This window comes from Mycolicibacterium baixiangningiae, assembly GCF_016313185.1.
GTDB classification, from domain to species: domain Bacteria; phylum Actinomycetota; class Actinomycetes; order Mycobacteriales; family Mycobacteriaceae; genus Mycobacterium; species Mycobacterium baixiangningiae.
The window spans coordinates 6,032,584-6,054,174 of record NZ_CP066218.1; the positions used below are offsets into that span (position 1 = coordinate 6,032,584).

Here is a 21,591-nt window from a genome sequence, read left to right on the forward strand (position 1 = left end):
CTTGCCGGCTTCATCACCACTCCAACACCTCAACGAAAGAGCGACATGACAAGCACGATCAGCTCCGACAACAGCATTCAGGCTCCGCCGATGCCGCGCTACGCCGAAACGTTCACCGATGCACTGCCCAGCGACGCGAAGATCGCTGCTGTGCGCGCCAAGCTTGAAGAGGCCGGCGTCAAGTACGTGCTCGCTTGCTGGATCGACCTATTCGGAATTCCGAAGACCAAGCCAGTACCGATGAGCGATTTCGAGCCGCTGTGCAAAGGTAAGGGCCCACAATTTGCGGTCCATTCCGTCTCATTTGTTCCGGATCTCACTTCAGCTGACTCTGACCAGGTTCTGGTCCCTGACCTCGACGCAGTGTACGTGTGCCCCTGGGATCCAACCACCGCGATCATCTTCTCCGATCTCTTCTGGGAGGACAAGCCCTACAACGTGTGTCCCCGGCAAGCCCTCAAACGCGCCATTCACGAAGCAGCCCAGCAGGGTTACATCGGATATGCAGGTATTGAACCGGAGTTCATCGTGATGCGGTGGGATGACAACGGGCAACCGGTGAAAGCCTTCGACAACGATCCTCAGCAGGTCGGCGGTCTGCGCTCACGCCGCCAGGCGTTCGGCTACGACGTGGAACATTCACTGGACTCCATGCCCTTCCTCAAGGACATGATGGACATGCTTGAGACCTTGGATTGGGGTCTGCACGATGTGGTCGCGGAGGGGGCATACTCGCAGTTCGAGCTCGATTTTCACTACACACATCTCCTCGAGATGGCAGACCGGTTCGTCTTCTTGCGTCTTGCACTCAAAGAGGTCGCCAAGCGCCACGGCATGTTCGTCACCTTCATGCCGAAACCGACGACCGGCGACTGGCGGTCGGGCGCGCACATCAACTTCTCCCTGCGGTCCCTCAGCGAGCCTGCGGGGAACCTGTTCGAAGACAGTGATGGAGGATGGAGCGACGAGTCCCGGTACGCCGTCGGCGGCCTGCTCTCTCACGCAGAGGCGCTCACCGCCATTACCTGCCCAACGGTCAACTCCTACAACGGGCTTGTGCCGCGGGTGGGCGGTTTCGAAGGTGGAACGGTGACCTGGGCTCCCACCAACATCACCTACGGCCACAACAACCGCGCAGCCCAGTTCCGCCTGCCGCAGAGTCGATTTTGCATCGAGAATCGAGCAGCGGACATGTGCATGAACGTGTACTTGTCGCTGGCGTGCACACTTGCAGCCAGCGTTGACGGCATCGTCCACAAAACCGACCCGGGGAACCCGACCGATCGGGATCTCTACTCCATGACGGCACAGGAAGCGGAGGCGGCTGGCATCCGCCGGTTGCCCCGCAACTTGATGGACGCCCTCGGCCATCTCAAGAATGATGCCCTGATCGCAAAAGTACTAGGGCAGACGATGATTGACTCCTACACCGCTTACAAGCTTGATGAGTGGGAGCGTTATCACCAGGCCGTCACCGACTGGGAGGTCGAAGAGTACCTTCGACTTTACTGACAGCTACGCCACAGTCGATGAAGCCGCCATTGCGTCGCGTGCCGACGGACTGGAGTGTGCCGCCATGCCGCAGCTACGGAGGAGATCATGTCACTGACGGGCCATTCGTCATTCGACCTTGGTGATGTACGTCTGCTCTCCGGTGAGACGCTGCCCAATGCACAACTGGCCTACAAGACCTATGGCCGCCTGAATGCAGCGGGCGACAACGTCGTCGTCTTGCCGACATTCTTCACCGGAACGCACCGGCGCAATGAGGGGTTCTTCGGTCCCGGCAGAGCCATCGACCCCGAACATCACTTCGTGGTTTCGATCAACATGTTCGGCAACGGATTGTCCACCTCCCCAAGCCATGCCGCCCCCGGGCAACAGGGGGCGTGGTTTCCCGAGGTGACCCTTTACGATAACGTCCAATGCCAATATCGATTACTGTTCGATCACCTCGGGGTGCAGCGGATCGCTCTAGTGGCAGGCTGGTCCATGGCCGGGTGCCAGGCCTATCACTGGGCGGCCCTGTACCCCGACCTTGTCGATGCGATCATCCCTTTTTGCGCCTCCGCGAGAACCTCACCTCACAACTTCGTCTTCCTAGAGGGCGTCAAAGCAGCATTGTTGGCCGACAGATGTTGGGATGGCGACGGTGGTATGCCGCCACCCATTCGAGGGCTGAAGGCGTTCGCCCGGGTGTACGCCGGCTGGGCCTATTCCCAGACCTTCTTTCGTGACGGCCACTACCGAAAACTCGGTTATGAGTCCATCGAGGACCTGCTCGTCGACTGGGAGAACGATCATGTCGAGCACTGGAACGCCCACGACCTGCTCGCCAAAATCTGGAGCTGGCAACGTAATGACATCAGCGCGAATCCGCTCTACGGGGGCGACTTTCGATCAGCGCTTCGGGCCATCTCGGCGCGCGCCATCGTCATTCCCTGTACACAAGATCTGTACTTTCCTCCCGAGGACAACAGATTGGAGGTCGAAGAGATGCCGAACGCCGAGCTTCGGCCCTACGACTCACCATTCGGTCACTGCGTTGCCAACCCCGGCAACGACGCAGAATTCGAAGAGTTCTTGGATGCGGCCATCCACGACGTGCTGCAACCCAACGACTACACGTAACGCGTAGGAAGCGATTGACAGGACTTGCCTGTCTACTTTTGACAAGATGTCGGCGCGTCGCGAGAGCTTGCTAATCTCGTGCAAAGAGCCGATCTCCCGGGGTTGTGATCAGAACAGATCGGTAGCGGTCTCGGTGGTACCGAAGATATCTTGTCCCGTCATGCTGGCGTCAGCCGATATATGGTCTTGACCATCCACAATGAGACTTGCAAAAGGCGCCAGCTCGCCCAAAGGCGCAGTCGCACAGGGGTTAATCGATAGGCGCGACATCGTCGAAAGCGGATCCCAGGGTCGCAAAGACTCGCCTAACAGGACCGCAGAAATTCGACTGCCGCGTGCTTCCGCCGGGAATCTCAGCTTCATGTCCAGTTGGACATCGAGTGGACATGCGACTTGAGAAGACGTCAGATTTGAGAAGCGACACTTGTTGTGGCTTTTTAAATTCCATGTCCAGTCGCGATCCCCTGAACTGCGACGACTGCAGAGTTCCCACTCCATGTCCATCCCATGAATTTCTCACTTTCATATCCACATAAGGATTTCGACGGACCTGCCGTCCTAGGCCCCGCCGTCAGCATGCAAAGCCTTCCGGGAATTCATCACGTGACGCAGGCCGTGGACATACCGTCGCCTCTAAACCAGCAGTGCAGCAGACGTTGTCACGGTCGCAGACCTTGGATGGATCCGGGCGGATCGCACTTATCAGCTGCTAATCGTCGGCAGACCAGCGGCAGCTCCGAAACGGAGGAATGGGCGTGAAAGTGCGCGTCGTGCAGTTGAAATAGAAGTCGTTGACCAACGCCGCAATGGGCGTAAGACGCCTGGCACTTGCAGCGAGCGGTTCTGGAACTCCACCAGACCCTCGCCCGCCCAGCGCGCTGTCCCCAATCGACCCGATAGTGTGTGTCCGAGACGCGTGCGCCTGTCACGTTTCTCAGTGCTTCAGGCCTGTCAGGCCATCCTGGCAACCATTGATCGGGCACGGACACCCAGGGCGCCGGAGAGCTGCAGTCCGTCACGGAGGTTCTCAGTAGGGCCCGGTGGTCGGAACACGTCGGCGCTTCACCAGACCAACGCAGCCGATCAAGCGTTTCGCCGGAGCGCGGACGGTCGGCTGTCATTGTGGCCGTGTGTTTTGCTCGACCGTTTCGTGAGCGAGTGTCTTCAGGATCCTTATAACGGCGTTGACAGCGGGACGCGAGGTGGCTCCGGTGCGGGTGACGGCCTCGATGCGGCGGGCGATGCGGACTCCGCTGAGAGGTTTGCGAACTAGATCCCGTGTGCTGAGAACGTAACGCGGTAGCAACGCAACGCCGACGCCTGCCAGCACGAGCTCCTCGACCACGCGAAAATCATTGACTTGTTGCACTATTCGCGGGTTCACCCCGGAGATGGCGGCCAACGAGCGCAGGACGTCGTCGACCATCAGTCCGCCTTCGACGCCGATCCAGGGTTCGTCGGCGAGTTCGCGCAGAGGTATCCGCTTGCGGGTGGACAGGCGATGGTGTGGCGGTAGGAGGATTTCGAGGGGCTCCCTGAGCAACAAGGTTGCTTCAATCCGTGGGCCCCACTGCGCGACATCGCGCTCGTCGCGATGGACCACAACGACATCGAAGTCGGCGAGTTGGCCCGGTGCGTTCGCGGCGGGCTGATCGATGTCGCGTCCTAGAACTTCGACTCCGGCCGCCGCGGCCCGAGTGATGAGTCCGGCGAGCAACATCGCGGCCCCCGAGGGGAACATGGCTACCCGCACGGTGCCGCGTGGTGTGCTGCGGTAGGAATCCATATCAGCCCGCGCTCGGTCTAAAGCGGCGAGCACTTCATCGGTCCGCGACACGAGGACTCGGCCGGCGTCAGTGAGCCTCACCCGGCGCCCCGCAGGCTCCAGAAGAGGTACGCCTGCCTCGCGCTGCAGAATCTTGAGCTGCTGGGAGACCGCAGATGGTGTCAAACACATTGCGTCGGCGGCGGCGTGGACCGTGCCGCGTTCGGCGAATTCCCGCAGAAGGCGTAGACGCTCCACATCCATGTAGCAATCCTAACGGTTCCATGTAATTAGCGTTGCTTGTCTAACTCATCTTTTCTGATGATCATGGAGTTGCCGTGGTAACGGGGCCTCGGTAGTCGCCGGATCCGGCTCATCACTGCGTCATTCATTGCTATGAGCCTGCGCTGATCGAGCACCGGCGGCTTGTGAGGACCACAGAAAGAGCACCGGCGGCTTGTGAGGACCACAGAAAGAGCACCGCCATTTACTCTCACCGATTCCGGTCGTTCGATGAGATCGACCAGCACCTGGACCGCAATAGACCGGTGGTGACCTTATTCAGCGGTGGGCTCGACAGCACGTACCTGCTGTTGCGGCTCCGCGACATGGGATTCGCCGAGGTCCATGCGCTATCCGTCGATATCGGCGAACTGGAAGCCCAGGAAGAGAAGCAGCGAATCGCGGTCGGGCTGGGCGCGGCCCTGCACGTCAGTCACCAGCAGGAGTCCTTCGCCGCCGACCGCGATGTCCTAGTCATCGCCTTCACCGCCGAGATTTCGTGAGCATCTTCAACCGGGCCCATCCAGATGCGGTGAACAACCCCACCACGTCGGTCGCATCCGCTTCGCACCGCACCGTCGACCTTGCACTTCTCGCGGTGGCGATGGCTTGGGGATCGAGCTACCTAGCTGCCAAGGAAGTCGTCGCCGCCGACGGGGTGTTCGCGTTCCTCGTCATCCGGTTCGCGCTCGCCGCTGCGGGATTGGCCATAGTCTTGGCCCCACGGCTGCGCCACATCACCCGCTCAGAGCTCACTCTCGGCATGATGTTCGGAGCGATCCTCAGTGTCATCTTCACCCTCGAAACATTCGGCGTGACTCTCACATCGGCATCCAACGCCGGGTTGATCATCTCTCTGAGCATCGTCATGACACCGCTGCTCGAGCAGTGGATTAGGCACACCCACCTGCCCGCCACATTTTACGGGGCTGCCATCGTCGCTGTTGTAGGCGTCGGGTTGCTAACCCAGAACAGCGGTTTGGCAGCTCCCGGCGTCGGCGATCTGCTGATTCTGCTCGCCGCTGTTGCACGGGCTGTACATGTCACGATCATTGCTCGTCTCTCCGAGAAGCGCACCCTGGATTCGGCGCGCGTCACACTCGTCCAACTCTGCACTGCCCTGTTGGTGTTCGTGGTCTTGTCCCAGGTCACCGGGAGAGGAGTCGGCGAAGTCGCCACCGAGATGAGTGCCCGATCTTGGCTGCTCACCATTTACCTGGCGCTGATCTGCACGGTATTCGCCTTCTTCATCCAGATGTGGGCGGTCAGGCGCACCTCGCCAGCACGGGTGAGCCTGCTCCTGGGCACCGAACCGCTCTGGGCCGCAGCCATCGGGGTCCTTCTCGCGCACGACCCGCTCACCGCTATCGGATTCTGTGGAGCGCTACTGGTCCTCGTCGGCACGAACTGGGGCAGGATGATCGACACACGCCGCCCCCAACGCCGACCATGCACATATGACGCCCGAAGACGTCCAAACAACCCGTACAGCGTGAGTGACTGGGATTTCGACCATCTTCGGTGATCGAGCGAATCCGTGCCGACGCCCGCGCCTACCGCGCCACCGGCCATCACCATTCCGCCACTACCCAACGCACCGGCGGTGACGATCGCGTCAGCAGCCACGATCACTCCTGCTACCACCCATGACGCGCGTCCGGTGGCCGGTCATCACTGCATCCGGCGCTCGGCGTAGGCCAGCATTGCTTGGCGCAGGTATTCGGCTAGTCGGAAATCCTGGGCGTTGTAGTACGAGCGCAGTTCTGAGGGCTCCTGCAGCGCCTCGGCCAACGCGATGTAACCGGCCTTGTCCGGGCTCCACAGCTTGCGCTGCAAGGCCAGGTCGTCGTCGAGTACCGCGAATGTCTCCGCGTCATCGGCGGCCACACCGTTGCGCAGCAGCGCCACCATGCGCCGGGTGAGATCGTGGCCTTCAGCGTTGAAGGCCCCCCAGTCCTGTTCGGACCATTCGGCGGTGTTGCGTTTGATCTCGGTGATTTCCGGTTGTTCTGTGCTGCCGGTGCTTTCGATACGGCGAGCTTCCACTTCGGCCAGGTATTCGGGGCTCATTTCGAAACCCTCGAACATGTGCTCGGCGGGCATATCGGTTCCTTCCTCTAGGTGTTTGATGGTGGCGGCGACCGTGGTCGCGAGGCGGTCCAGGCGGCCCCGCTCGTCAAGGAGCCGGCGGTGATGCTGGCGCAGCGCCTCGATCGGATCGTGCTGCGCGCCGACCACTTGGCCGATCGTGGTCAGATCCAAACCGAGCTCGCGAAGCAACAGGATCTGCTGCAGCCTCAGCAGCTGCTCCCGCTCGTAGTAGCGGTATCCGTTGGAACCGACCCGAGCCGGCCGCAACAGCCCGATCTCGTCGTAGTAGCGCAATGTCCGGGCCGTCACGCCCGAAGCCCGCGCCGCCTGCTGGATCGACCAACTCACCAACCTGCAGCCTCTCTCTCGATGATCGACATCCACGCTAGAAGTTGCCGCAACGGCAATGTCAAGACCAGAACAATCGGGCGCGAAACCGGAAGACGTCGCAGAACCCGCGCGGCTGACGGCATAGCGGAACCCGCAGACCGCCGGCGTAACACCGCTCAACATGATGCCGTGGCTTTCATCGCAAGCTCAAAGGTGCATAAGGTGGCGGTGCGAGGTGCCAGCGCGGCGCTGGGGCTGCGTATAAGCGATTTCAGTGCGCGGGGCGGGGTTGCTAACCCAATCCCTGGCGCCGCGCTGCCTGCGAAGCGGAGGCCGCAAGTAATTCGGCACGCGCCGACGAATCGCCCTACGTGAGAAAGGCGCGGATCTCCTCACCAACGCGATCCGGTGCGTCCTCGGCCGCGAAGTGTCCCGCACCCGGCAGGGACAAGAAATGCGCCGTTGGCAGGAGCGCTCGCATTTGCGAGTCCTCGCAACGAAAGTAGGGCTCGGGTTTTCCCCAGATGATCAGCTTCGGGCCCCCTATGTCCGGGAGTCCCAGTTGAATCAGTTGGCACTCGGATGCATAACCTTCGAGGCGTTCGAGTTTGAGAATGGTTCGCCGCGTTGCCAACTCCTTAAGCAGCCGCTGGTTGCGTGCCCGAAGAGCACGGTCGCGACGCGCAGCTCGCATGAAGAACGGCAGGCCGCGCGAGAAGAGGTTGGCGCCCACCAATGCCCCCTCGCTAAAACCCGGAGCAATCAGGGGTCACCAATACAAACGGCGCCGGGCGGCCGCTGCAGGGCCAATCGGGCCGCCCCAGTCATGACCCACGAGGTGAAAGCGATCGAGCTCAACGGGCGTCAAGAAACGCACGCAGCGCGCGTGCCTGCTGGGTGAAGTCCGCCCCTGCGGCAGCCCCGACGACTGACCGAACGCCAATTGGTCTGGCACGTCTTCGCGTTGCGGAGAAAGCTCGCAACCTCACTCTGAGGCTCACGCCGGACCCCCTTTTCGGCCTCATGGCGGGGTCGGCCCGCTACTGGCGACCACTGGCCACCATCGCGTAAGGCTGCAACACAACGACACTCACATCTTCTACGACTGCTCGCCTGGAAGCGATAATCGATCAGATACCGGTCTTTGGGCATCGGTTGGAAAGTTTGACATTGGACGGCAGCATCACCGGGAGCGAAGTCGTGAATGAGTGTGCGTACCTCGGGGGACAGCCCCTCGTGTCTCACCGAGATGCGGTAGGTGGGTGTAACGCGATGAAGGTGAAGTCGAGCAATCGCGGCCTGCCGGCACGCTGGGCGGTGATGCGCGAGGCGTGATTTCGGCGATGGATGGTGCCCACGAGCAGCTGGTCTCTATCGGTCGCGACGTGGTGTGCCCAGGCGGTTTGAGCGGACGCGGCGTAACCGTGGCCGGTGTGGGGATCATTAATGACTTCTTCGTTGATTTCGTCGCCGGTGATCCACGCGATGGCGCCGGCTGCCACAGCGAGGACCCCAAGGGTGGATCCGTCCCTGCGGATCGCGCGTAGTTGATCTTGTGTATGCCAGTGGCGTAGATCGACAGCTGCAGCGGGCGCGATGCTGCTGGCTAGGGGCGGGTCGAGGCGGGCGAGGCGGGCGTAGCGGCCGGTCACGAGTTCGATGACCTCTTCGGCGGAATCAAACGTCTCGAGGGTGACCCGGCCGTCGGCGGGTGCCATGTCTCGGTAGCGGGCCAGGTGGATGCCGACGTCGAGAAGGCCATCGGGGTGGTCTTCGAGTAGGCCCGGTCTGGTGAGCAGGCGTAGGTATGGGGCGCCGAAGTTGGACCATTCGTGGCGGACGCAATCGATGAGGGCCTCGATGGTGTCGAAGCTGTGGGCGAGTACCTCGATGAACGGTCGCGCGGTGTTGAGGCCGCGGAACCGGATCCCACCTAGTAGCCGACCGTGTGCCGTACGAAGATGACGGTGGGCGAAATCCTGGGCACTGATCCCCGGGAGGTGGGCATTAGCGGCGAACTGCTCGGCGAAGTCGACGTTGTCGACGAGGTCCACCTGTTCGGCCAACCAATCACACAGCTTTTGGCGGCCATCACGGCCATATAGCCTGCCCGCGAGCGTGAACTGATCGTCCAAGGACGGCCACATCGTTGAAGTCCCCACCGTCACAGCATCGCCACCCACCGTGTGGCGCGTCCAACCATTTCCCCCGACACCGGGCTACCTCGCCATTCGCCGCATGCCAAGAGTGCGTCTCATTCGTCGAGAAATCGAGGCCAATCAGATCTTGCCAGGTGATGGGAAGGCAGCCGGAGAGCGGCTGGCTGCATCATTGGTTGTGCAGCCACAACGGTGAGCGTCATTGCGCAAGGCGCCACAGAATCACTGGTACCAAAGGGGCCAGGTCATGTCGACAAACGAATCCAGCGTTCGCCCGCCCTGATTCTCGCCGATCCGAATCCTCTCCGTGACCCCGCTGATGTGGATATGGCTGCTGCTTCAGCACTGCCCGGTTCGATACGGTGTGGTCCGGCGAAACTACAGCGCTTCCGTTCCTACGGCTACGCGAACCACGGGGATCGAAATCGGGATGCTCGCTGTAGACCTGGCCGACGGCCGCCAAACAGGGAGCTACACGCGACGCTCACGGAAGGCGCTTGTCAGGTTGCTCGCGATCGAGCAGTTCGCCAAGCTGCGTTAACACGCGCCGCCACATCCGTTCCATTCCGTTCCGCGCCATCTTCTGCCGCGGGTCACGGATGTCGAATCCACTGTGCCGCAGCAGCAACCGGGTGCCTCCGCCCTGCCGGTCGACGGTCCAGTCGACCAACCACCGCGCGGGCCGCGCTGCCCGCAGATCGACCCAACTCAACGTCAACCGTTGACCTGGACGCAGCTTCAGGACCTCGCAGGCGATCTCGCCAGGAGGCTCCGTCGGCACCGTGAATATGAAATGGGTCCCCACCGCAGCATTCAACATCCCGGTGGACGGCATCAGCCACTTCTCAACCAAGCCGGGGTCGGTCAGGGCTTGCCATACCTGTTGCGGCGCATGGGAATAGAATATGCCGACCTCGACCGATGCCGGATCTAATTCCTTGGGGTCAGTTGTCATCGTAAACTCCCGATCGAGTCCGATGTTACGACCCTGATAATGCCTTCGGGTCGACATTTGCCCGCCGTTCACAGCTTCGCCAGTCACGGCAAGGTCGAACGCTTTCACACGTTGGCCGATGAATGAGCCTACGCCCGGCTCTACACCAGCGACGTACAACGCTGCACCGAGTACACCCGCTGGTTGCACACCGACAATCACCACCGCGGCCACACCGCACTCGGAGGTCAGACACCCGCCAGCCGCGTACCTAACCTCTCAGGTCAGTACACCTACCCGAGTGTCACGCCGGGGCATCGAGCGTTCGCCGGCCTGGCCTATGTCACAGTTGAGCGGTGAAGTACGGGCAGGGCTCGGAGCCGGCCGAGGTCGACTGGTCCTCGACGCGGGGGCGCATCCTGCTGGCCGCGTCCACACTGTTCGCCCAGCGCGGGTACTTTGGCACGTCGACGCGCGACATCGCCGAGGCCGTCCAGATTCGGCAGCCCTCGCTGTTCCATCACTTTCAGGCCAAACACGAGATCTTCCGGACGCTCATCGAACTGGATCTCGGGCCGTCCATCGGCCGGATGAATCAGCTGTTGGCTGAACAGTCGACCTGGGCGGAGAAGCTGCACCTCGGCATCGCCTGCGACGTGCGCGAAATTCTGGTGCAACCGTTCGACGCGCGGGGGCTGTACCAGGACGCCGTCTTGGCCCTCGAGGAGTTCGCGGCCGAGCGTGAAGGCATCGCGCTGTTCCACAGGCAGGTGGAGCGCGTGATCGGCAGTGGCTCCCGTTCCCATGAATTCGTCTCCTGCGAACCGAGTTTCGTACTGCGCGCGATCAACGGCATGCTGTTCGAGACCCTCCGCGAACAAGGCGGGCCGTCCGGGCGCAGGCGTCACGAGCGGCCACTGCAGGCGGCGGACTTCGTCGTGCGGTCACTGCTGGTGGACCAGACACGGCTGGCCGGCATCAGGGACGCCACCCACACCCGGTTGCAGGATCTCGAACTGGCGACGACGGCTTAGCGTCGCGCGTCACGCAGGCCGCTCCCGTGACAACCACGTTAAACCTTCCTCGTTACCGCCGCCTATCGATCGATAGTGACCTATCGTCCGATAGGTCCGCAGGCGATCGGCCATCCCGGTCGACCCCGAACCTGGGAGGAACGTTGAAGAGAGCAATCGTCGCCGTGATGGCAGGTGCCGTGACTCTTGCCATGGCGGGATGCTCGTCGGCGGAGGCTCCGGCGCCGGAGTCCAGCGGTCCCGCCAAGGTGGCACCGCCGGCGATTCTGCAAGCCGGCACGTTGAAGATCTGCGCACCCAACGACGGTACGCCGCCCAACGTCTACCACGATGAGTCGGGCGAACTCGTCGGCAGTGAAGTGGACCTGGGCAAGGCGCTCGCCGCTGAGATGGGTCTGAAGCCCGACTTCGTCGAATCATCCTTTGCCACCGTCATTCCCACCCTGCAGGCCAAACAGTGCGACGTCATCATGGCGCAGCTCTACATCAAGCCCGAACGCGAGGCTGTCGTGGACTTCGTCCCGTACGTCTACTCGGGCACCGGCATCGCGGTGTCGAGGGACGAGCCCGCCGACGTCACCGGCCTCGACGACAGCCTGTGCGGCAAAAAGGTCATGGTCGCCGTCGCCACCACGGCGGAGTCGCTGGCCATGGAGCAGTCCGAGAAGTGTACCGCCGCAGGCAAACCACCGGTCGACGTCAATCGCAGCAACCAGGCCGACGTGTCACTGCAGCAACTGCAGAACGGCCAGGTCGACGCATTCATGGACACTGCCGAAACCCTCGGTTACTACGAGACCAAGACCGGAGCCCGCATCCAGACGGTCGGAGAACCGTTCGGCACCATCAAGATCGGTGCCGCCACGCTGAAGGGCAACACCGAACTGCACGACGCGATCGCCGCGGCACTCGCCACCCTGGAGAGCAACGGGAACTATTCGAAGATCCTCGACGAGTGGGGCATGGCCGACCTGAGCATCCAGAAGTAGCCCGGGGGGATCGACCGTGCAATTCGACTGGCAGTTCTTCTGGAAGTCGCTGCTCACGCCGAGTGACGCATTCCTCGACGGCCTTGGCCTGACCATCGGCATCTCGGTCGTCGCCATGATCCTGGCCACCGTGCTGGGACTGGTGATCGCTCTCATGCGGCGTTCGCAATACGCCGCTGTGCGCGGGTGCGCCAGCGTGTACATCTGGATCGTCCGAGGGACGCCGCTGCTCGTACAGCTGGTGATCATCTACACCGGTCTCGCCGCGGTCGGCATCTATCAGTTTCATGACGTGTCCCTGCTCGGGCTGTCGGTGAAGGCTGCCATACAGGCCGCCGTCATCGGACTGATGATCAACGAGAGCGCCTACATCGCCGAGATCATCAGGGCGGGTTTGGATTCGGTTTCCAAGGGGCAGTTCGAAGCGGCCGCCTCGCTGGGCATGACACCGGGCAAGCTGATGCGGTGGATCATCGTGCCTCAGTCACTGCGCGTCATGGTGCCGCCACTGGGCAACTCGTTCAACGGCATGATGAAGACCACCTCCGTGCTCTCGGTGATCGGCGTCAGCGAGATGTTCCTGGTCACCCAGTCCATCAGCTCCGCCACGTTCCACACCTTCGAGATCTTCATCGTCGTAGCGATCTACTACCTCGCGCTGACGACAGTCTGGACCTTCATCCAGGCATGGATCGAGAACAGGCTGGCCCGGCAGCTCGGCATTGAACAGCGGGTGCGGATCACCCAGCGTCTGCTCGGTGCCCGCCGCGCGGCGGCGAACCCGACCCTGCAGCCGCACGGGTGACCTGGAAGGAGAAACGATGAGTGCCGACACCGAATCCAGCCAGGTCGACGGGCAATTGGTCGTCTCGGTCCGCAACGCGTGCTGCACCCTCGGCGGCCGCCGGGTACTCGACGACGTCAACCTCGACGTCCAGCGCGGCCAGGTCGTAGTCCTGATCGGCCCTTCGGGGGCGGGTAAGACGACGCTGCTGCGGTCGATCAACCATCTCGAGGAACTCGAGAGCGGCGAAGTGCTCGTCAGCGGGGTCTCCATCGCCCGCGGGGCACGCGGCGGCAAGATCGGCAAGACCGAACTGGCGCGCAGGCGGCGCGAGATCGGTTTCGTCTTCCAACACTTCAACCTGTTCCCCCATATGACGGCCCTGGAGAACGTGTGGAACGCCCCGGCGCGGGTGTTGGGACAGCCGAAGGAGACCGCGCGTGAGGACGCGCGGGCGCTTTTGGACCGAGTGGGGTTGGCAGACAAGGCCGAATCCCGTCCGAGTCAGCTCTCCGGCGGTCAGCAGCAGCGCGTCGCGATCGCCCGTGCGCTGGCGATGCGGCCCAAGGTGATGCTCTTCGACGAGCCCACGAGCGCCCTCGACGTCGAGATGGTCGGCGAGGTCCTCGAGGTGATGCGCGAACTGGCCCGCGACCAGATGACCATGGTCGTCGTGACCCACGAAATGCGGTTCGCCCGTGACGTCGCCGACCGCATCGTCGTCATGGACGAGGGGCGCATCATCGAAGACGCCCCACCCGCGGAACTGTTCTCGAATCCCAAGAGTGAGCGCACGAAGGCGTTTCTGTCCACGATTCACTGACCGGACCACCCCGCCCAGCTAGGAGTTGAAGCCGTGCCCACGTCCATCGGGCGATCGTCATTCACAGGTGCCATCGCCACCCCGCACGTCCTGGCTACCGACGCTGCGATGGACGCCTTCCGCGACGGCGGCAGTGCGATCGACGCCGCGATCGCCGCGGCCGCTGTCCTCACCGTGGTCTACCCGCACAACGTCGCCCTGGGTGGCGACCTGATCGCGCTGGTGCGCACCCCCGACGGCACCGTCACGTCCGTCAACGCATCCGGTTGGGCCGGCGCTGCCGCCGATGCCGCCGCCATGCGCCTCGAGCATGGTGCGGCGTTACCCGATCGTGGCGCCGACACGGTCACCGTCCCCGGCGGGGTGCGGGGATGGGAGGCATTGCGGCGCTTCGGAAGTCGACTGTCATGGCAGCGGCTCCTGCAGCCCGCCCGGTGCGCCGCCGCCGACGGGGTGCCGGTCGCCGAGTCGCTCGGGGTTCACCTCGCCGACCCCGAGAACCTCGATCTGTACGGATCCGAGGACTTCGATCGGGTGTTCCGCCCGGGTGGTGTCGTGCTGCGCACCGGCCAGGACCTTCGGCAACCCGCCCTGGCCGATACGTTCGCCGCCTTGGCCGAAGGCGGTCCGGACATGTTCTATGACGGTGAACTGGCCGCACGGTCCGTTCGGTACCTCCGCTCGCGCGGCTCCGTGCTGGATGTCGGTGACTTCGCCGACTATCAGCCCGAGATCACCGAGCCGATCGCCGTGGACTTCCGCGGGCTGACGGTGCTGACCAGCCCGCCGAACACGCAGGGCTTCCTGATGCTTCGCGCCTTACGCGCGTTGGCCGAGTCGGGCGTAGGCGAACCACTGGGCGGCGGGATCGGCACCCTGATGCGGGTGTTCCACCATGGCAACCGCCTGCGGCGCACCCACCTCGCCGATCCACGCATGGCCGCCGTGGACGTCAACGAACTGGTGCACGGCGACCTCTCGGCCGTGACACCGCTCGGCGTGGCGCCTGAATCGGTGAGATCGGTGCCGGGTGGGGACACCGTGGGGATCGCGGCCGCCGATGGCGACGGCATCGCGGTGTCGCTGATCCAGAGCGTCTACCACGCATTCGGGTCCGGGCTCATCGATCCGGAAACCGGGATACTGTTCCACGACCGCGGTACCAGCTTCTCGCTGGACCCAGAGTCGCCGAACGTCCTGGCGGCCCGCAAGCGGCCAGTGCACACGCTGATGCCGGTCATCACCACCCGGGACGGCGGACTCCGCCACGTGCTCGCGACGATGGGTGGGCAGGGACAGCCCCAGATTCTCACCCAGGTGTTACTTCGGATGTTGGACGGGGCGTCGCCCGCCAATGCGGTTGCGGCGCCCCGTGCCGTCGCCGGGTTCCAGGCGGCCGGCGGTACGGACGACTCGGTGGTGGTGGAAGCCGACATCGATGCGTCGGCGATGGTCGCGTTGGCCGCCTCGGAGCTGAGTGTGCTGGAAGTGCCCAGGCATACCGAGGCTCTCGGTCAGGCCAACGTCGTGACCATCGACGCCGACTCACAGTTCCACGCGGCGACCGATCCCCGCGCGGACGGCGCGGCCATCGTGGCGCAGTTCGCGCGTCACCACCGGTCGGCGGGGATGTGACGGCCCGCCCGGGGGGAGCCTGCTGTTGTGACCCGGGAGGTTGTTGACGACGCGTCTGCTTGAAAAGTGGGAGGACCCCTGACGGAGTGGATGTGTCTGGCATTCACGCGTAGGAGGTCCTCGTGTCTCACGCTAACGCGCCGAGTTCTCCATCCCCACCATGCAGTGAGATGCGGGGGCTCGGGATCGGATGGCTAGACGACCGGTCTAATCTGAGTTAGTCTCGCACGGTGGCAACGGCGAAGACGGACACCCGGCAGGCGATCCTCGACACCGCGGAGCGTCTGATGGTGCAGAAGGGTTACTCGGCCGTCGGCCTCACCGAGGTACTGACCACAGCAGGTGTCCCGAAGGGCTCGTTCTACCACTACTTCAGCTCGAAGGACGCGTTCGGCGAGGCGATGCTGCAGAAGTACTTCACCGACTACCTGGCCAACATGGACCGCATCATCGCCACGCCGGGCGCCGGGCCTGCAGAGCAGCTCATGACCTACTGGCAGCAGTTCTACGACAAGCAGAAGGTCGACGACTGCCAGGGGCGTTGCCTCGTCGTGAAATTGGCCGCCGAAGTGGCCGACTTGTCGGAACCGATGCGGCTGACTCTGCAGCAGGGCACGGCCGGCATCATCGACCGACTCGAACGGATGCTCGCAGCCGGGGTCGAAGACCACTCGCTGCCACTCCCGGTCACGCCCGCCCTGGCGGCGAACTCGCTCTACGGCGCGTGGGTCGGGGCGAGTGTCCTTGCGAAGGTCAACCGCAGCCCAGAGCACCTCGACACCGCGATGGCCTACACCCGTCAGATGCTGCACATCTGACACCCAGTTCTCCGTAGGTTCCAGCGCTCCTACGGCACTCTTGTCGACAACTAGTCGACTGGTCTACTAACAATGTGGAGGAAGACATGTCCGACGAACTGATCTACAACGACGCAACGGCAATGGCAGAGCTGATCCGCACCCGGGTGGTGTCATCCGTCGAACTGGTGCGTGCACACCTCGCGCGGATCGAGGCCACGAACCGGCTGTCAACGCGATCGTGACCATCGCGGACGGGGCGCTCGAAGCCGCCCACGCCGCTGACGCAGACCTGGCCGCGGGCAAGGACGTCGGTCCCCTGCACGGCGTGCCCCTTCACCGTGAAGGACTCGATCGACACCGCAGGCGTGCTCACTCAGCGCGGGTCGCCGATCTTCGCGGGGCGGCTGCCCACGACCGACGCCACCAGCGTGGCCCGCATCAAAGACGCTGGCGGAATTCTGCTGGCGAAGACCAACCTGCCGGAATTCTCGTACTCCACCGAGAGCGACAACTTGCTCACCGGACGCACGAACAACCCCTGGAACCTCGATCGCACTCCCGGCGGGTCCAGCGGCGGCGAATCGGCGGCGATCGCAGCCGGTATGAGCCCCTTCGGTCTCGGCACGGACCTCGCGATCTCGGTGCGCGGCCCGGCTGCGCAGACCGGGATCGTCGCACTCAAACCGACCCACGGGCGCATTCCGATGACCGGCGTGTGGCCCCGCGTACCGCGTCGCGACTGGCACGTCGGCCCGATGGCTCGAACCGTCCGCGACATCGCCTTGACCTACTCGCTGCTCGCCGGACCCGACGGCGCAGACGGATTCTCGGTGACGCCGCGCGAATTCGACAGTGGTGTGGGGTCCGCCCCTGATCGTCCTCTGCGCGTGGGTTGGCTGGTTGACTCCGGTCTCGGGCCGGTCGAAACAGAGGTTGCCGCCACCGTCCGTGCGGCGGCGCACGCGCTCGCGGACACCGGCGTACACGTCGAAGAGGTGACGATCCCCGCGCTCGAACGCGACAACCCGCTGGCACTGTTCAACCTTCAGCACGTCATGGAACTCAAGCCGGCAATGGCCGCCGCCACCAAGGGCCGCGAGGACGACATGTTCACGATGTCCACGTCGATGCTCAACACCCCGGACACCTCGATCGAGGACTTCATCGCCGCCGAACAGGGCTTCGAACGGATCCGCGACGGCTACGCCGACTACTTCACCCGCTACGACGCGCTACTGCTACCCGTGCTCCCCATCCCCGCCCACCCGCACGGCACGACCGAGTTCGTCATCGACGGAAAGACCTTCGACGCCACGCACATTCAGACGTTCACCGTCCAGTTCAACGTCACCGGCCTGCCGGCGCTGTCGATGCGCTTCGGCACCAGCAGCGACGGGCTCCCCATCGGAGCCCAGATCGCCGGCAACTGGCACGCGGAATCCACGGTCCTTCACATCGCGTCGATGCTCGAAGGCGTCAGCCCCGTCCGAGACCTCCACCCCGCCCTATAAGCGGTTCCTCCCCACCCGCACCAGGCTTTTCGGCGTCACTCTGAAGTGCGTGCACCGGTTCCCCCACGCTGCATGCGCACATCGATGCGCGCGAAACGTGTCCGACGTATTCAAGAGGGTTCCAACGGCAGCGCTATTAGTGTTCTGGACGCGAGTTCGGCTACCGCCAAGACGAGGTGTGTTGAGGCAACGATCCGCCGGCAGCTGGAATGCTGATTACGGCGGTGCCATGCCATGCGGTAAACCTCTGGGGCCCCAGATTCATCCAGGACCGTTCACTTCCATTCCTGAGCGGGTAGTACCTTTCCCCGGCAGACGACCCGTGTAGATTGCCAAACTCCGTGTCATATTGCGATGGCTCTAACTGCGGGTTCCTGTTTGCCACTGAGATGTCAGACGGCTTCGTGCCATCCAAATGTCAGATCCTAGAACTGCCGGCTGCCGACGAAACATGTTGAGAAGCAGAGGGTTGTGTAGGACAGGCATCTGGCGTCGGCGTTTCATCGAGCCACAATATGACTGTTCGGTACAACCCACTCCACGGGGAGGTCGCCCTACGTCCGCAGGATATCGGCCGGGGGCACCGTCTCGACGAAAGTGCGCGCTGCAGCGGCAAGTTCAGCGTCCGCGGTGGCCAGTGCGTCCGCCTGCAGCTGGGTCAGTGCGATGTACTCCGCCTGGTAGGTATCCCGCCAGTTCAGCTTCGCAGCTATTCGCCATGCGTGATCCTGCAGCGATCGGTCGCCGAGGAGCCGAATGCGCAGCCCACGAATATCGTCGAGAACCTTCCGGCCGGCCCGTTCACCGATTTCACCGCGGTGCACCGATTCGTACACGAGGGCGAGCACTTGCGAGCGCAGAAGCGTGGGTGCCGTCAGGCTGTGCTCGGATGGAATAGTCGCTCCGTTGGTGGCGAGGTCGATGGCCACCGGTGCATCAATGACGAAAATTGTCATGCCCGTACCGTCGCACGGACCGCAGGTGGCTGCAGCTGATCTCTGATGTCGGCCGCCACGATCCAGACACAGATTTCCTAGGAGGTGTTCTCGTTTCTAGAGAATTGAGGCGACTCAAATCTTGTCTCGCGCATCAGCAACTACACGGGCCTTGCCGACGTACAACGTCGGTAGTGATCAGAGATCGTCCATCGCGTTGGGTTTCTGGTCGGCGGCACTGTGGACGCCCGTACCGCATCGACGTCGAAGCGTTCCATGATCATGCCCTCGGCTGGACATCCCGGCTGGCCAGGCCGAGCGGGGCTGCAGCGCAAGCGCGCGGATGCCATCGCCATGCAGCCACTGGGAGCTTCGTATGGACGGGGAGAGTTCACCCGATGACCGTCACCAGCACGGGCGGCGGCGCGGAACCAGCGCGCCCAGGGGGGCTCTGCCAGTACCCGTATCACGGGAATCTCCTTGGGCTCGGGAATGCCGTCTAGCTTGAGAGGAGAGAAGAAATGAAGCCGAGTTAACGAGAAAGGCGACACGTGGTCAACACCCAATTCGTCACGCAGAGAGAGCTCTTCGACCTAAGTGGCAAGAGCGGCCTAGTCACCGGTGGCACCAAGGGCATCGGGATGATGATCGCTCGCGGGCTTCTGCAGGCGGGCGCTCGCGTGGTCATCAGCTCACGCAGCGAGGAGGCGTGCGCTCAGGCGCAGGAACACTTGTCCCAATTCGGCGACGTCCGGGCGGTACCCGCCGACCTGTCCCGCCACGAGGAGTGTGACCGCCTCGCTCAGCTCGTCACGGCCGACTCCGGGAGTCTCGACATCCTCGTCAACAATGCGGGCGCAATGTGGGACGAGCCGTTGGAGACGTTCCCCGATGCTGCATGGGACACGGTCATCGACCTCAACCTGAAGTCGCCGTTCTGGCTGGTGCAAGCGCTGCTGCCAGCACTTCGCCACGCTGGGACCGCCGACGATCCCGCGCGAATCATCAACATCGGCAGCATCGCCGCCATCCACATCCCCGCGCGGCCCAACTACTCGTACTCCAGCAGCAAGGCTGCGCTGCACCAACTCACCAGGGTGCTCGCCAAAGAGTTGGGCCAGCAGCACATCACGGTGAACGCGGTGGCGCCGGGACCCTTCCCGTCGACGATGATGGCAGCAACCCTCGACGAGTTCGGCGAGGCGATCGCGGCGTCGGCCCCGCTGCGCCGCATCGGCCGCGACGACGACATGGCGGGTGTCGCCGTGTTCCTCGCCAGCCGGGCAGGCGCTTATCTAACGGGCACCATCATCCCCGTCGACGGAGGGATCGCCACCACCGCGTGAGCCGGTGGCGCCGACACCGACCGCACTACCGCACTGGTAGACGCGAGGCGTCGGGGGATTTGCGGCACCCCCTTCGGGGTCTGTGCGGGCCTAAAATGAGTGGATGGCAACCACGCTTGACCTGCGCACCGAGATCCGAGAGTTCCTGAGGTCGCGTCGCGCCCGCATCACGCCCGAGAACGCTGGCCTGCCCACCTACGGTGGCAGACGTCGGGTCAAGGGTCTGCGTCGAGAGGAGGTAGCGCTCCTCGCTGGGGTGTCGGTCGACTACTACGTGCGCATCGAGCGCGGCAACCTGGCCGGCACCTCGGAGAGCGTGCTCGACGCCCTTGCCACGGCCTTACAACTCAACGACGCGGAACGCGATCACCTGTTCCACCTCGCACGCAAGTCCGGCCCGCCCGGTGGACGGCATAGCGAACCTCCGTTGACGGTGCGTCCCGCGCTGCAAGAGGTGCTCGACGCCATCACCGGTGCGCCGGCGTTGATCCGCAATGGGCGCCAGGACGTGCTCGCCATGAATCAGCTCGGCCGCGCGCTGTATTCACCGATACTGGCCGACCCGCGACGGCCAGCCAACACGGCGCGGTTCGTGTACTTGCATCCCGCCGAAGCCGAGAGGTTCTTCGGCGACTACGACCAGGCGACGCGAAACGCGGCAGCGATGTTGCGCATGGAAGCGGGCCATCATCCCGACGACGAGCAGCTCATCGCCTTGGTGCGCGAGTTATCGACGTGCAGTGAGCGTTTCCGGCAACAGTGGGCATCTCGAGACGTGCGGCTGAAAGGATCCGGCAGCAAGCACGTAAACCATCCGGTGGTGGGCCGGCTCGACCTGAACTTCGAGTCCATGGATCTGCCCACCGACCCCGGCCTGCAGTTGAACGTGTACACCGCAGCTGCGGCCGCTGACGGTCTGGCCCGGTTGGCATCGTGGGCCAACCGGGACAATTACGTGTGTGGTCTCGGGACATAGGTGACGAAACGTTACCGGGACATGGTTACCGCTTCCGGGGACGGTGAGCGTTGAAGTTGCGGATGGGTTTGGTCGACGTCCGCGCATGGAGTGAAAGCTCCTTGATTGCCGTCGAGCACGCGGAAGTGATGGTCTTCGACTACGACCGTGACGATGGTGCCGGCGTGTGTTCTTCCCACTCGGAATCGCTGTCCAGCGACCATCACGACGCCATCTTTGGGAACCCGCCGCTGCACGCTTTGGGGTCCTGCAGGTGGCGGTGACGGCAGTGGTGACGTCGCAGGCCGGGCGCCTTTGATTGTTCGGTACTCGTTGATAGAACACGGGTTTGGCAGTGTCTTGAGCAGCATGTTGCCCGCCGAGGCGTGGATGAGGCCGACGTCGGATCGCAGTGTCACTCGAGTTCACTCGGAGGTCAGCGCGTAATTGTTGACGTGTATGGGTTCAGGACATCGATTGGCGTCGGTCTTCCGTTGGAGCGGGTAGTGGGTGGCGCGGGCTGTGCGGGGTCGGGTCGTCCGGTTCGAACTCCGCGCAGTGACAGCCGTTCGAGGTCGGCGGTGGTC

General features: G+C 63.4%; 23 protein-coding genes and 1 pseudogene. 15 read left to right on the plus strand and 9 right to left on the minus strand.

All coding sequences use genetic code 11. The features are described 5' to 3' along the window. Positions 1-45 precede the first annotated feature (45 nt). On the plus strand, positions 46-1,512 hold the full coding sequence (locus I7X18_RS28735; RefSeq protein WP_226863295.1) for a glutamine synthetase family protein: 1,467 nt from the start codon (positions 46-48) through the stop codon (positions 1,510-1,512). 87 nt (positions 1,513-1,599) lie between these two features. Next, complete coding sequence (locus I7X18_RS28740) at positions 1,600-2,631, plus strand: alpha/beta fold hydrolase (protein ID WP_193045407.1); 1,032 nt, start codon at positions 1,600-1,602, stop codon at positions 2,629-2,631. A gap of 108 nt (positions 2,632-2,739) precedes the next feature. Here the strand turns inward: I7X18_RS28740 and I7X18_RS28745 are convergent, their stop codons facing one another. Further along, positions 2,740-3,135 (minus strand): hypothetical protein, encoded by a 396-nt coding sequence (locus tag I7X18_RS28745; RefSeq protein WP_193045406.1) that lies wholly within the window; start codon positions 3,133-3,135, stop codon positions 2,740-2,742. A gap of 613 nt (positions 3,136-3,748) precedes the next feature. Continuing rightward, positions 3,749-4,660 (minus strand): LysR family transcriptional regulator, encoded by a 912-nt coding sequence (locus I7X18_RS28750; RefSeq protein ID WP_193045405.1) that lies wholly within the window; start codon positions 4,658-4,660, stop codon positions 3,749-3,751. A 164-nt stretch (positions 4,661-4,824) separates the two neighbouring features. Between I7X18_RS28750 and I7X18_RS28755 the strand changes: the two genes are divergently transcribed. Both I7X18_RS28755 and I7X18_RS28760 read left to right on the plus strand, forming a co-directional pair. Then, positions 4,825-5,181, plus strand: coding sequence for an asparagine synthase-related protein (locus I7X18_RS28755; protein ID WP_332522608.1), 357 nt, complete (start codon positions 4,825-4,827; stop codon positions 5,179-5,181). Then, positions 5,178-6,203: a DMT family transporter gene (locus tag I7X18_RS28760; protein WP_198730505.1), complete on the plus strand. Its 1,026-nt coding sequence runs from the start codon at positions 5,178-5,180 to the stop codon at positions 6,201-6,203. The genes I7X18_RS28755 and I7X18_RS28760 overlap by 4 nt, the downstream gene beginning before the upstream one ends. 146 nt (positions 6,204-6,349) lie before the next feature. On the opposite strand, the gene I7X18_RS28765 is transcribed toward I7X18_RS28760, so the two are convergent. From I7X18_RS28765 to I7X18_RS28780, 5 genes are all read right to left on the minus strand, one after another. Continuing rightward, positions 6,350-7,282: a MerR family transcriptional regulator gene (locus tag I7X18_RS28765; protein ID WP_193045404.1), complete on the minus strand. Its 933-nt coding sequence runs from the start codon at positions 7,280-7,282 to the stop codon at positions 6,350-6,352. 184 nt (positions 7,283-7,466) lie between these two features. Beyond that, positions 7,467-7,832 (minus strand): alpha/beta fold hydrolase, encoded by a 366-nt coding sequence (locus I7X18_RS28770; RefSeq protein WP_193045403.1) that lies wholly within the window; start codon positions 7,830-7,832, stop codon positions 7,467-7,469. Between the two features lie 36 nt (positions 7,833-7,868). Further along, positions 7,869-8,054, minus strand: a complete 186-nt coding sequence (locus I7X18_RS30205; protein WP_404822779.1) for an alpha/beta fold hydrolase — start codon at positions 8,052-8,054, stop codon at positions 7,869-7,871. A gap of 286 nt (positions 8,055-8,340) precedes the next feature. Continuing rightward, complete coding sequence (locus I7X18_RS28775; RefSeq protein ID WP_193045402.1) at positions 8,341-9,165, minus strand: hypothetical protein; 825 nt, start codon at positions 9,163-9,165, stop codon at positions 8,341-8,343. Between the two features lie 577 nt (positions 9,166-9,742). Next, positions 9,743-10,270 carry an SRPBCC family protein gene (locus I7X18_RS28780; RefSeq protein ID WP_332522609.1) on the minus strand — a complete coding sequence of 176 codons (528 nt, stop codon included), beginning with the start codon at positions 10,268-10,270 and terminating at the stop codon, positions 9,743-9,745. Between the two features lie 24 nt (positions 10,271-10,294). On the opposite strand from I7X18_RS28780, the pseudogene I7X18_RS28785 reads away from it, so the two are divergent. The 9 genes and pseudogenes from I7X18_RS28785 to I7X18_RS28820 form a co-directional block, all read left to right on the plus strand. Continuing rightward, a pseudogene (locus tag I7X18_RS28785) lies at positions 10,295-10,486 on the plus strand (IS481 family transposase); the annotation flags it as partial. Between the two features lie 62 nt (positions 10,487-10,548). Then, a complete protein-coding gene (locus I7X18_RS28790) occupies positions 10,549-11,226 on the plus strand; it encodes a TetR/AcrR family transcriptional regulator (RefSeq protein ID WP_193045400.1) in 678 nt (225 codons plus the stop codon). A gap of 167 nt (positions 11,227-11,393) precedes the next feature. Further along, positions 11,394-12,215, plus strand: coding sequence for an ABC transporter substrate-binding protein (locus I7X18_RS28795; protein ID WP_226863294.1), 822 nt, complete (start codon positions 11,394-11,396; stop codon positions 12,213-12,215). A gap of 16 nt (positions 12,216-12,231) precedes the next feature. After that, complete coding sequence (locus tag I7X18_RS28800) at positions 12,232-13,020, plus strand: amino acid ABC transporter permease (RefSeq protein WP_193045398.1); 789 nt, start codon at positions 12,232-12,234, stop codon at positions 13,018-13,020. Between the two features lie 16 nt (positions 13,021-13,036). Continuing rightward, on the plus strand, positions 13,037-13,822 hold the full coding sequence (locus tag I7X18_RS28805; RefSeq protein ID WP_193045397.1) for an amino acid ABC transporter ATP-binding protein: 786 nt from the start codon (positions 13,037-13,039) through the stop codon (positions 13,820-13,822). Positions 13,823-13,855: 33 nt separating this feature from the next. Next, the gene (locus tag I7X18_RS28810; RefSeq protein ID WP_232375364.1) at positions 13,856-15,457 is read left to right on the plus strand and encodes a gamma-glutamyltransferase family protein; all 1,602 of its coding nucleotides are present in this window, start codon (positions 13,856-13,858) and stop codon (positions 15,455-15,457) included. Positions 15,458-15,687: 230 nt separating this feature from the next. Continuing rightward, positions 15,688-16,275: a TetR/AcrR family transcriptional regulator gene (locus I7X18_RS28815; protein ID WP_193045396.1), complete on the plus strand. Its 588-nt coding sequence runs from the start codon at positions 15,688-15,690 to the stop codon at positions 16,273-16,275. An 86-nt stretch (positions 16,276-16,361) separates the two neighbouring features. Beyond that, positions 16,362-16,499, plus strand: coding sequence for a hypothetical protein (locus I7X18_RS29790; protein WP_226863293.1), 138 nt, complete (start codon positions 16,362-16,364; stop codon positions 16,497-16,499). 96 nt (positions 16,500-16,595) lie between these two features. Then, positions 16,596-17,768, plus strand: coding sequence for an amidase (locus tag I7X18_RS28820; RefSeq protein WP_232375365.1), 1,173 nt, complete (start codon positions 16,596-16,598; stop codon positions 17,766-17,768). Positions 17,769-18,322: 554 nt separating this feature from the next. Here the strand turns inward: I7X18_RS28820 and I7X18_RS28825 are convergent. After that, positions 18,323-18,724, minus strand: a complete 402-nt coding sequence (locus I7X18_RS28825; protein ID WP_193045395.1) for a type II toxin-antitoxin system VapC family toxin — start codon at positions 18,722-18,724, stop codon at positions 18,323-18,325. A 530-nt stretch (positions 18,725-19,254) separates the two neighbouring features. Here I7X18_RS28825 and I7X18_RS28830 point away from each other — a divergent pair. Continuing rightward, positions 19,255-20,049 (plus strand): SDR family oxidoreductase, encoded by a 795-nt coding sequence (locus tag I7X18_RS28830; RefSeq protein ID WP_193045394.1) that lies wholly within the window; start codon positions 19,255-19,257, stop codon positions 20,047-20,049. A 103-nt stretch (positions 20,050-20,152) separates the two neighbouring features. Continuing rightward, a complete protein-coding gene (locus tag I7X18_RS28835; RefSeq protein WP_193045393.1) occupies positions 20,153-21,025 on the plus strand; it encodes a helix-turn-helix transcriptional regulator in 873 nt (290 codons plus the stop codon). 11 nt (positions 21,026-21,036) lie between these two features. On the opposite strand, the gene I7X18_RS30210 is transcribed toward I7X18_RS28835, so the two are convergent. Then, positions 21,037-21,375 carry a Mu transposase domain-containing protein gene (locus tag I7X18_RS30210; RefSeq protein ID WP_404822798.1) on the minus strand — a complete coding sequence of 113 codons (339 nt, stop codon included), beginning with the start codon at positions 21,373-21,375 and terminating at the stop codon, positions 21,037-21,039. Between the last annotated feature and the right edge of the window lie 216 nt (positions 21,376-21,591).

What these genes read in the sequence shown, in the direction of transcription:
- I7X18_RS28825 (WP_193045395.1), bottom strand. Translation starts at nt 18,724, where the DNA reads ATGACAATTTTCGTCATTGATGCACCGGTGGCCATCGACCTCGCCACC.
- I7X18_RS29790 (WP_226863293.1), top strand. Translation starts at nt 16,362, where the DNA reads ATGTCCGACGAACTGATCTACAACGACGCAACGGCAATGGCAGAGCTG.
- I7X18_RS28735 (WP_226863295.1), top strand. Translation starts at nt 46, where the DNA reads ATGACAAGCACGATCAGCTCCGACAACAGCATTCAGGCTCCGCCGATG.
- I7X18_RS28795 (WP_226863294.1), top strand. Translation starts at nt 11,394, where the DNA reads ATGGCAGGTGCCGTGACTCTTGCCATGGCGGGATGCTCGTCGGCGGAG.
- I7X18_RS28745 (WP_193045406.1), bottom strand. Translation starts at nt 3,135, where the DNA reads ATGGACATGGAGTGGGAACTCTGCAGTCGTCGCAGTTCAGGGGATCGC.
- I7X18_RS30210 (WP_404822798.1), bottom strand. Translation starts at nt 21,375, where the DNA reads ATGCTGCTCAAGACACTGCCAAACCCGTGTTCTATCAACGAGTACCGA.
- I7X18_RS28750 (WP_193045405.1), bottom strand. Translation starts at nt 4,660, where the DNA reads ATGGATGTGGAGCGTCTACGCCTTCTGCGGGAATTCGCCGAACGCGGC.
- I7X18_RS28765 (WP_193045404.1), bottom strand. Translation starts at nt 7,282, where the DNA reads ATGTTGAGCGGTGTTACGCCGGCGGTCTGCGGGTTCCGCTATGCCGTC.
- I7X18_RS28835 (WP_193045393.1), top strand. Translation starts at nt 20,153, where the DNA reads ATGGCAACCACGCTTGACCTGCGCACCGAGATCCGAGAGTTCCTGAGG.
- I7X18_RS28805 (WP_193045397.1), top strand. Translation starts at nt 13,037, where the DNA reads ATGAGTGCCGACACCGAATCCAGCCAGGTCGACGGGCAATTGGTCGTC.
- I7X18_RS28740 (WP_193045407.1), top strand. Translation starts at nt 1,600, where the DNA reads ATGTCACTGACGGGCCATTCGTCATTCGACCTTGGTGATGTACGTCTG.
- I7X18_RS28780 (WP_332522609.1), bottom strand. Translation starts at nt 10,270, where the DNA reads ATGTCGACCCGAAGGCATTATCAGGGTCGTAACATCGGACTCGATCGG.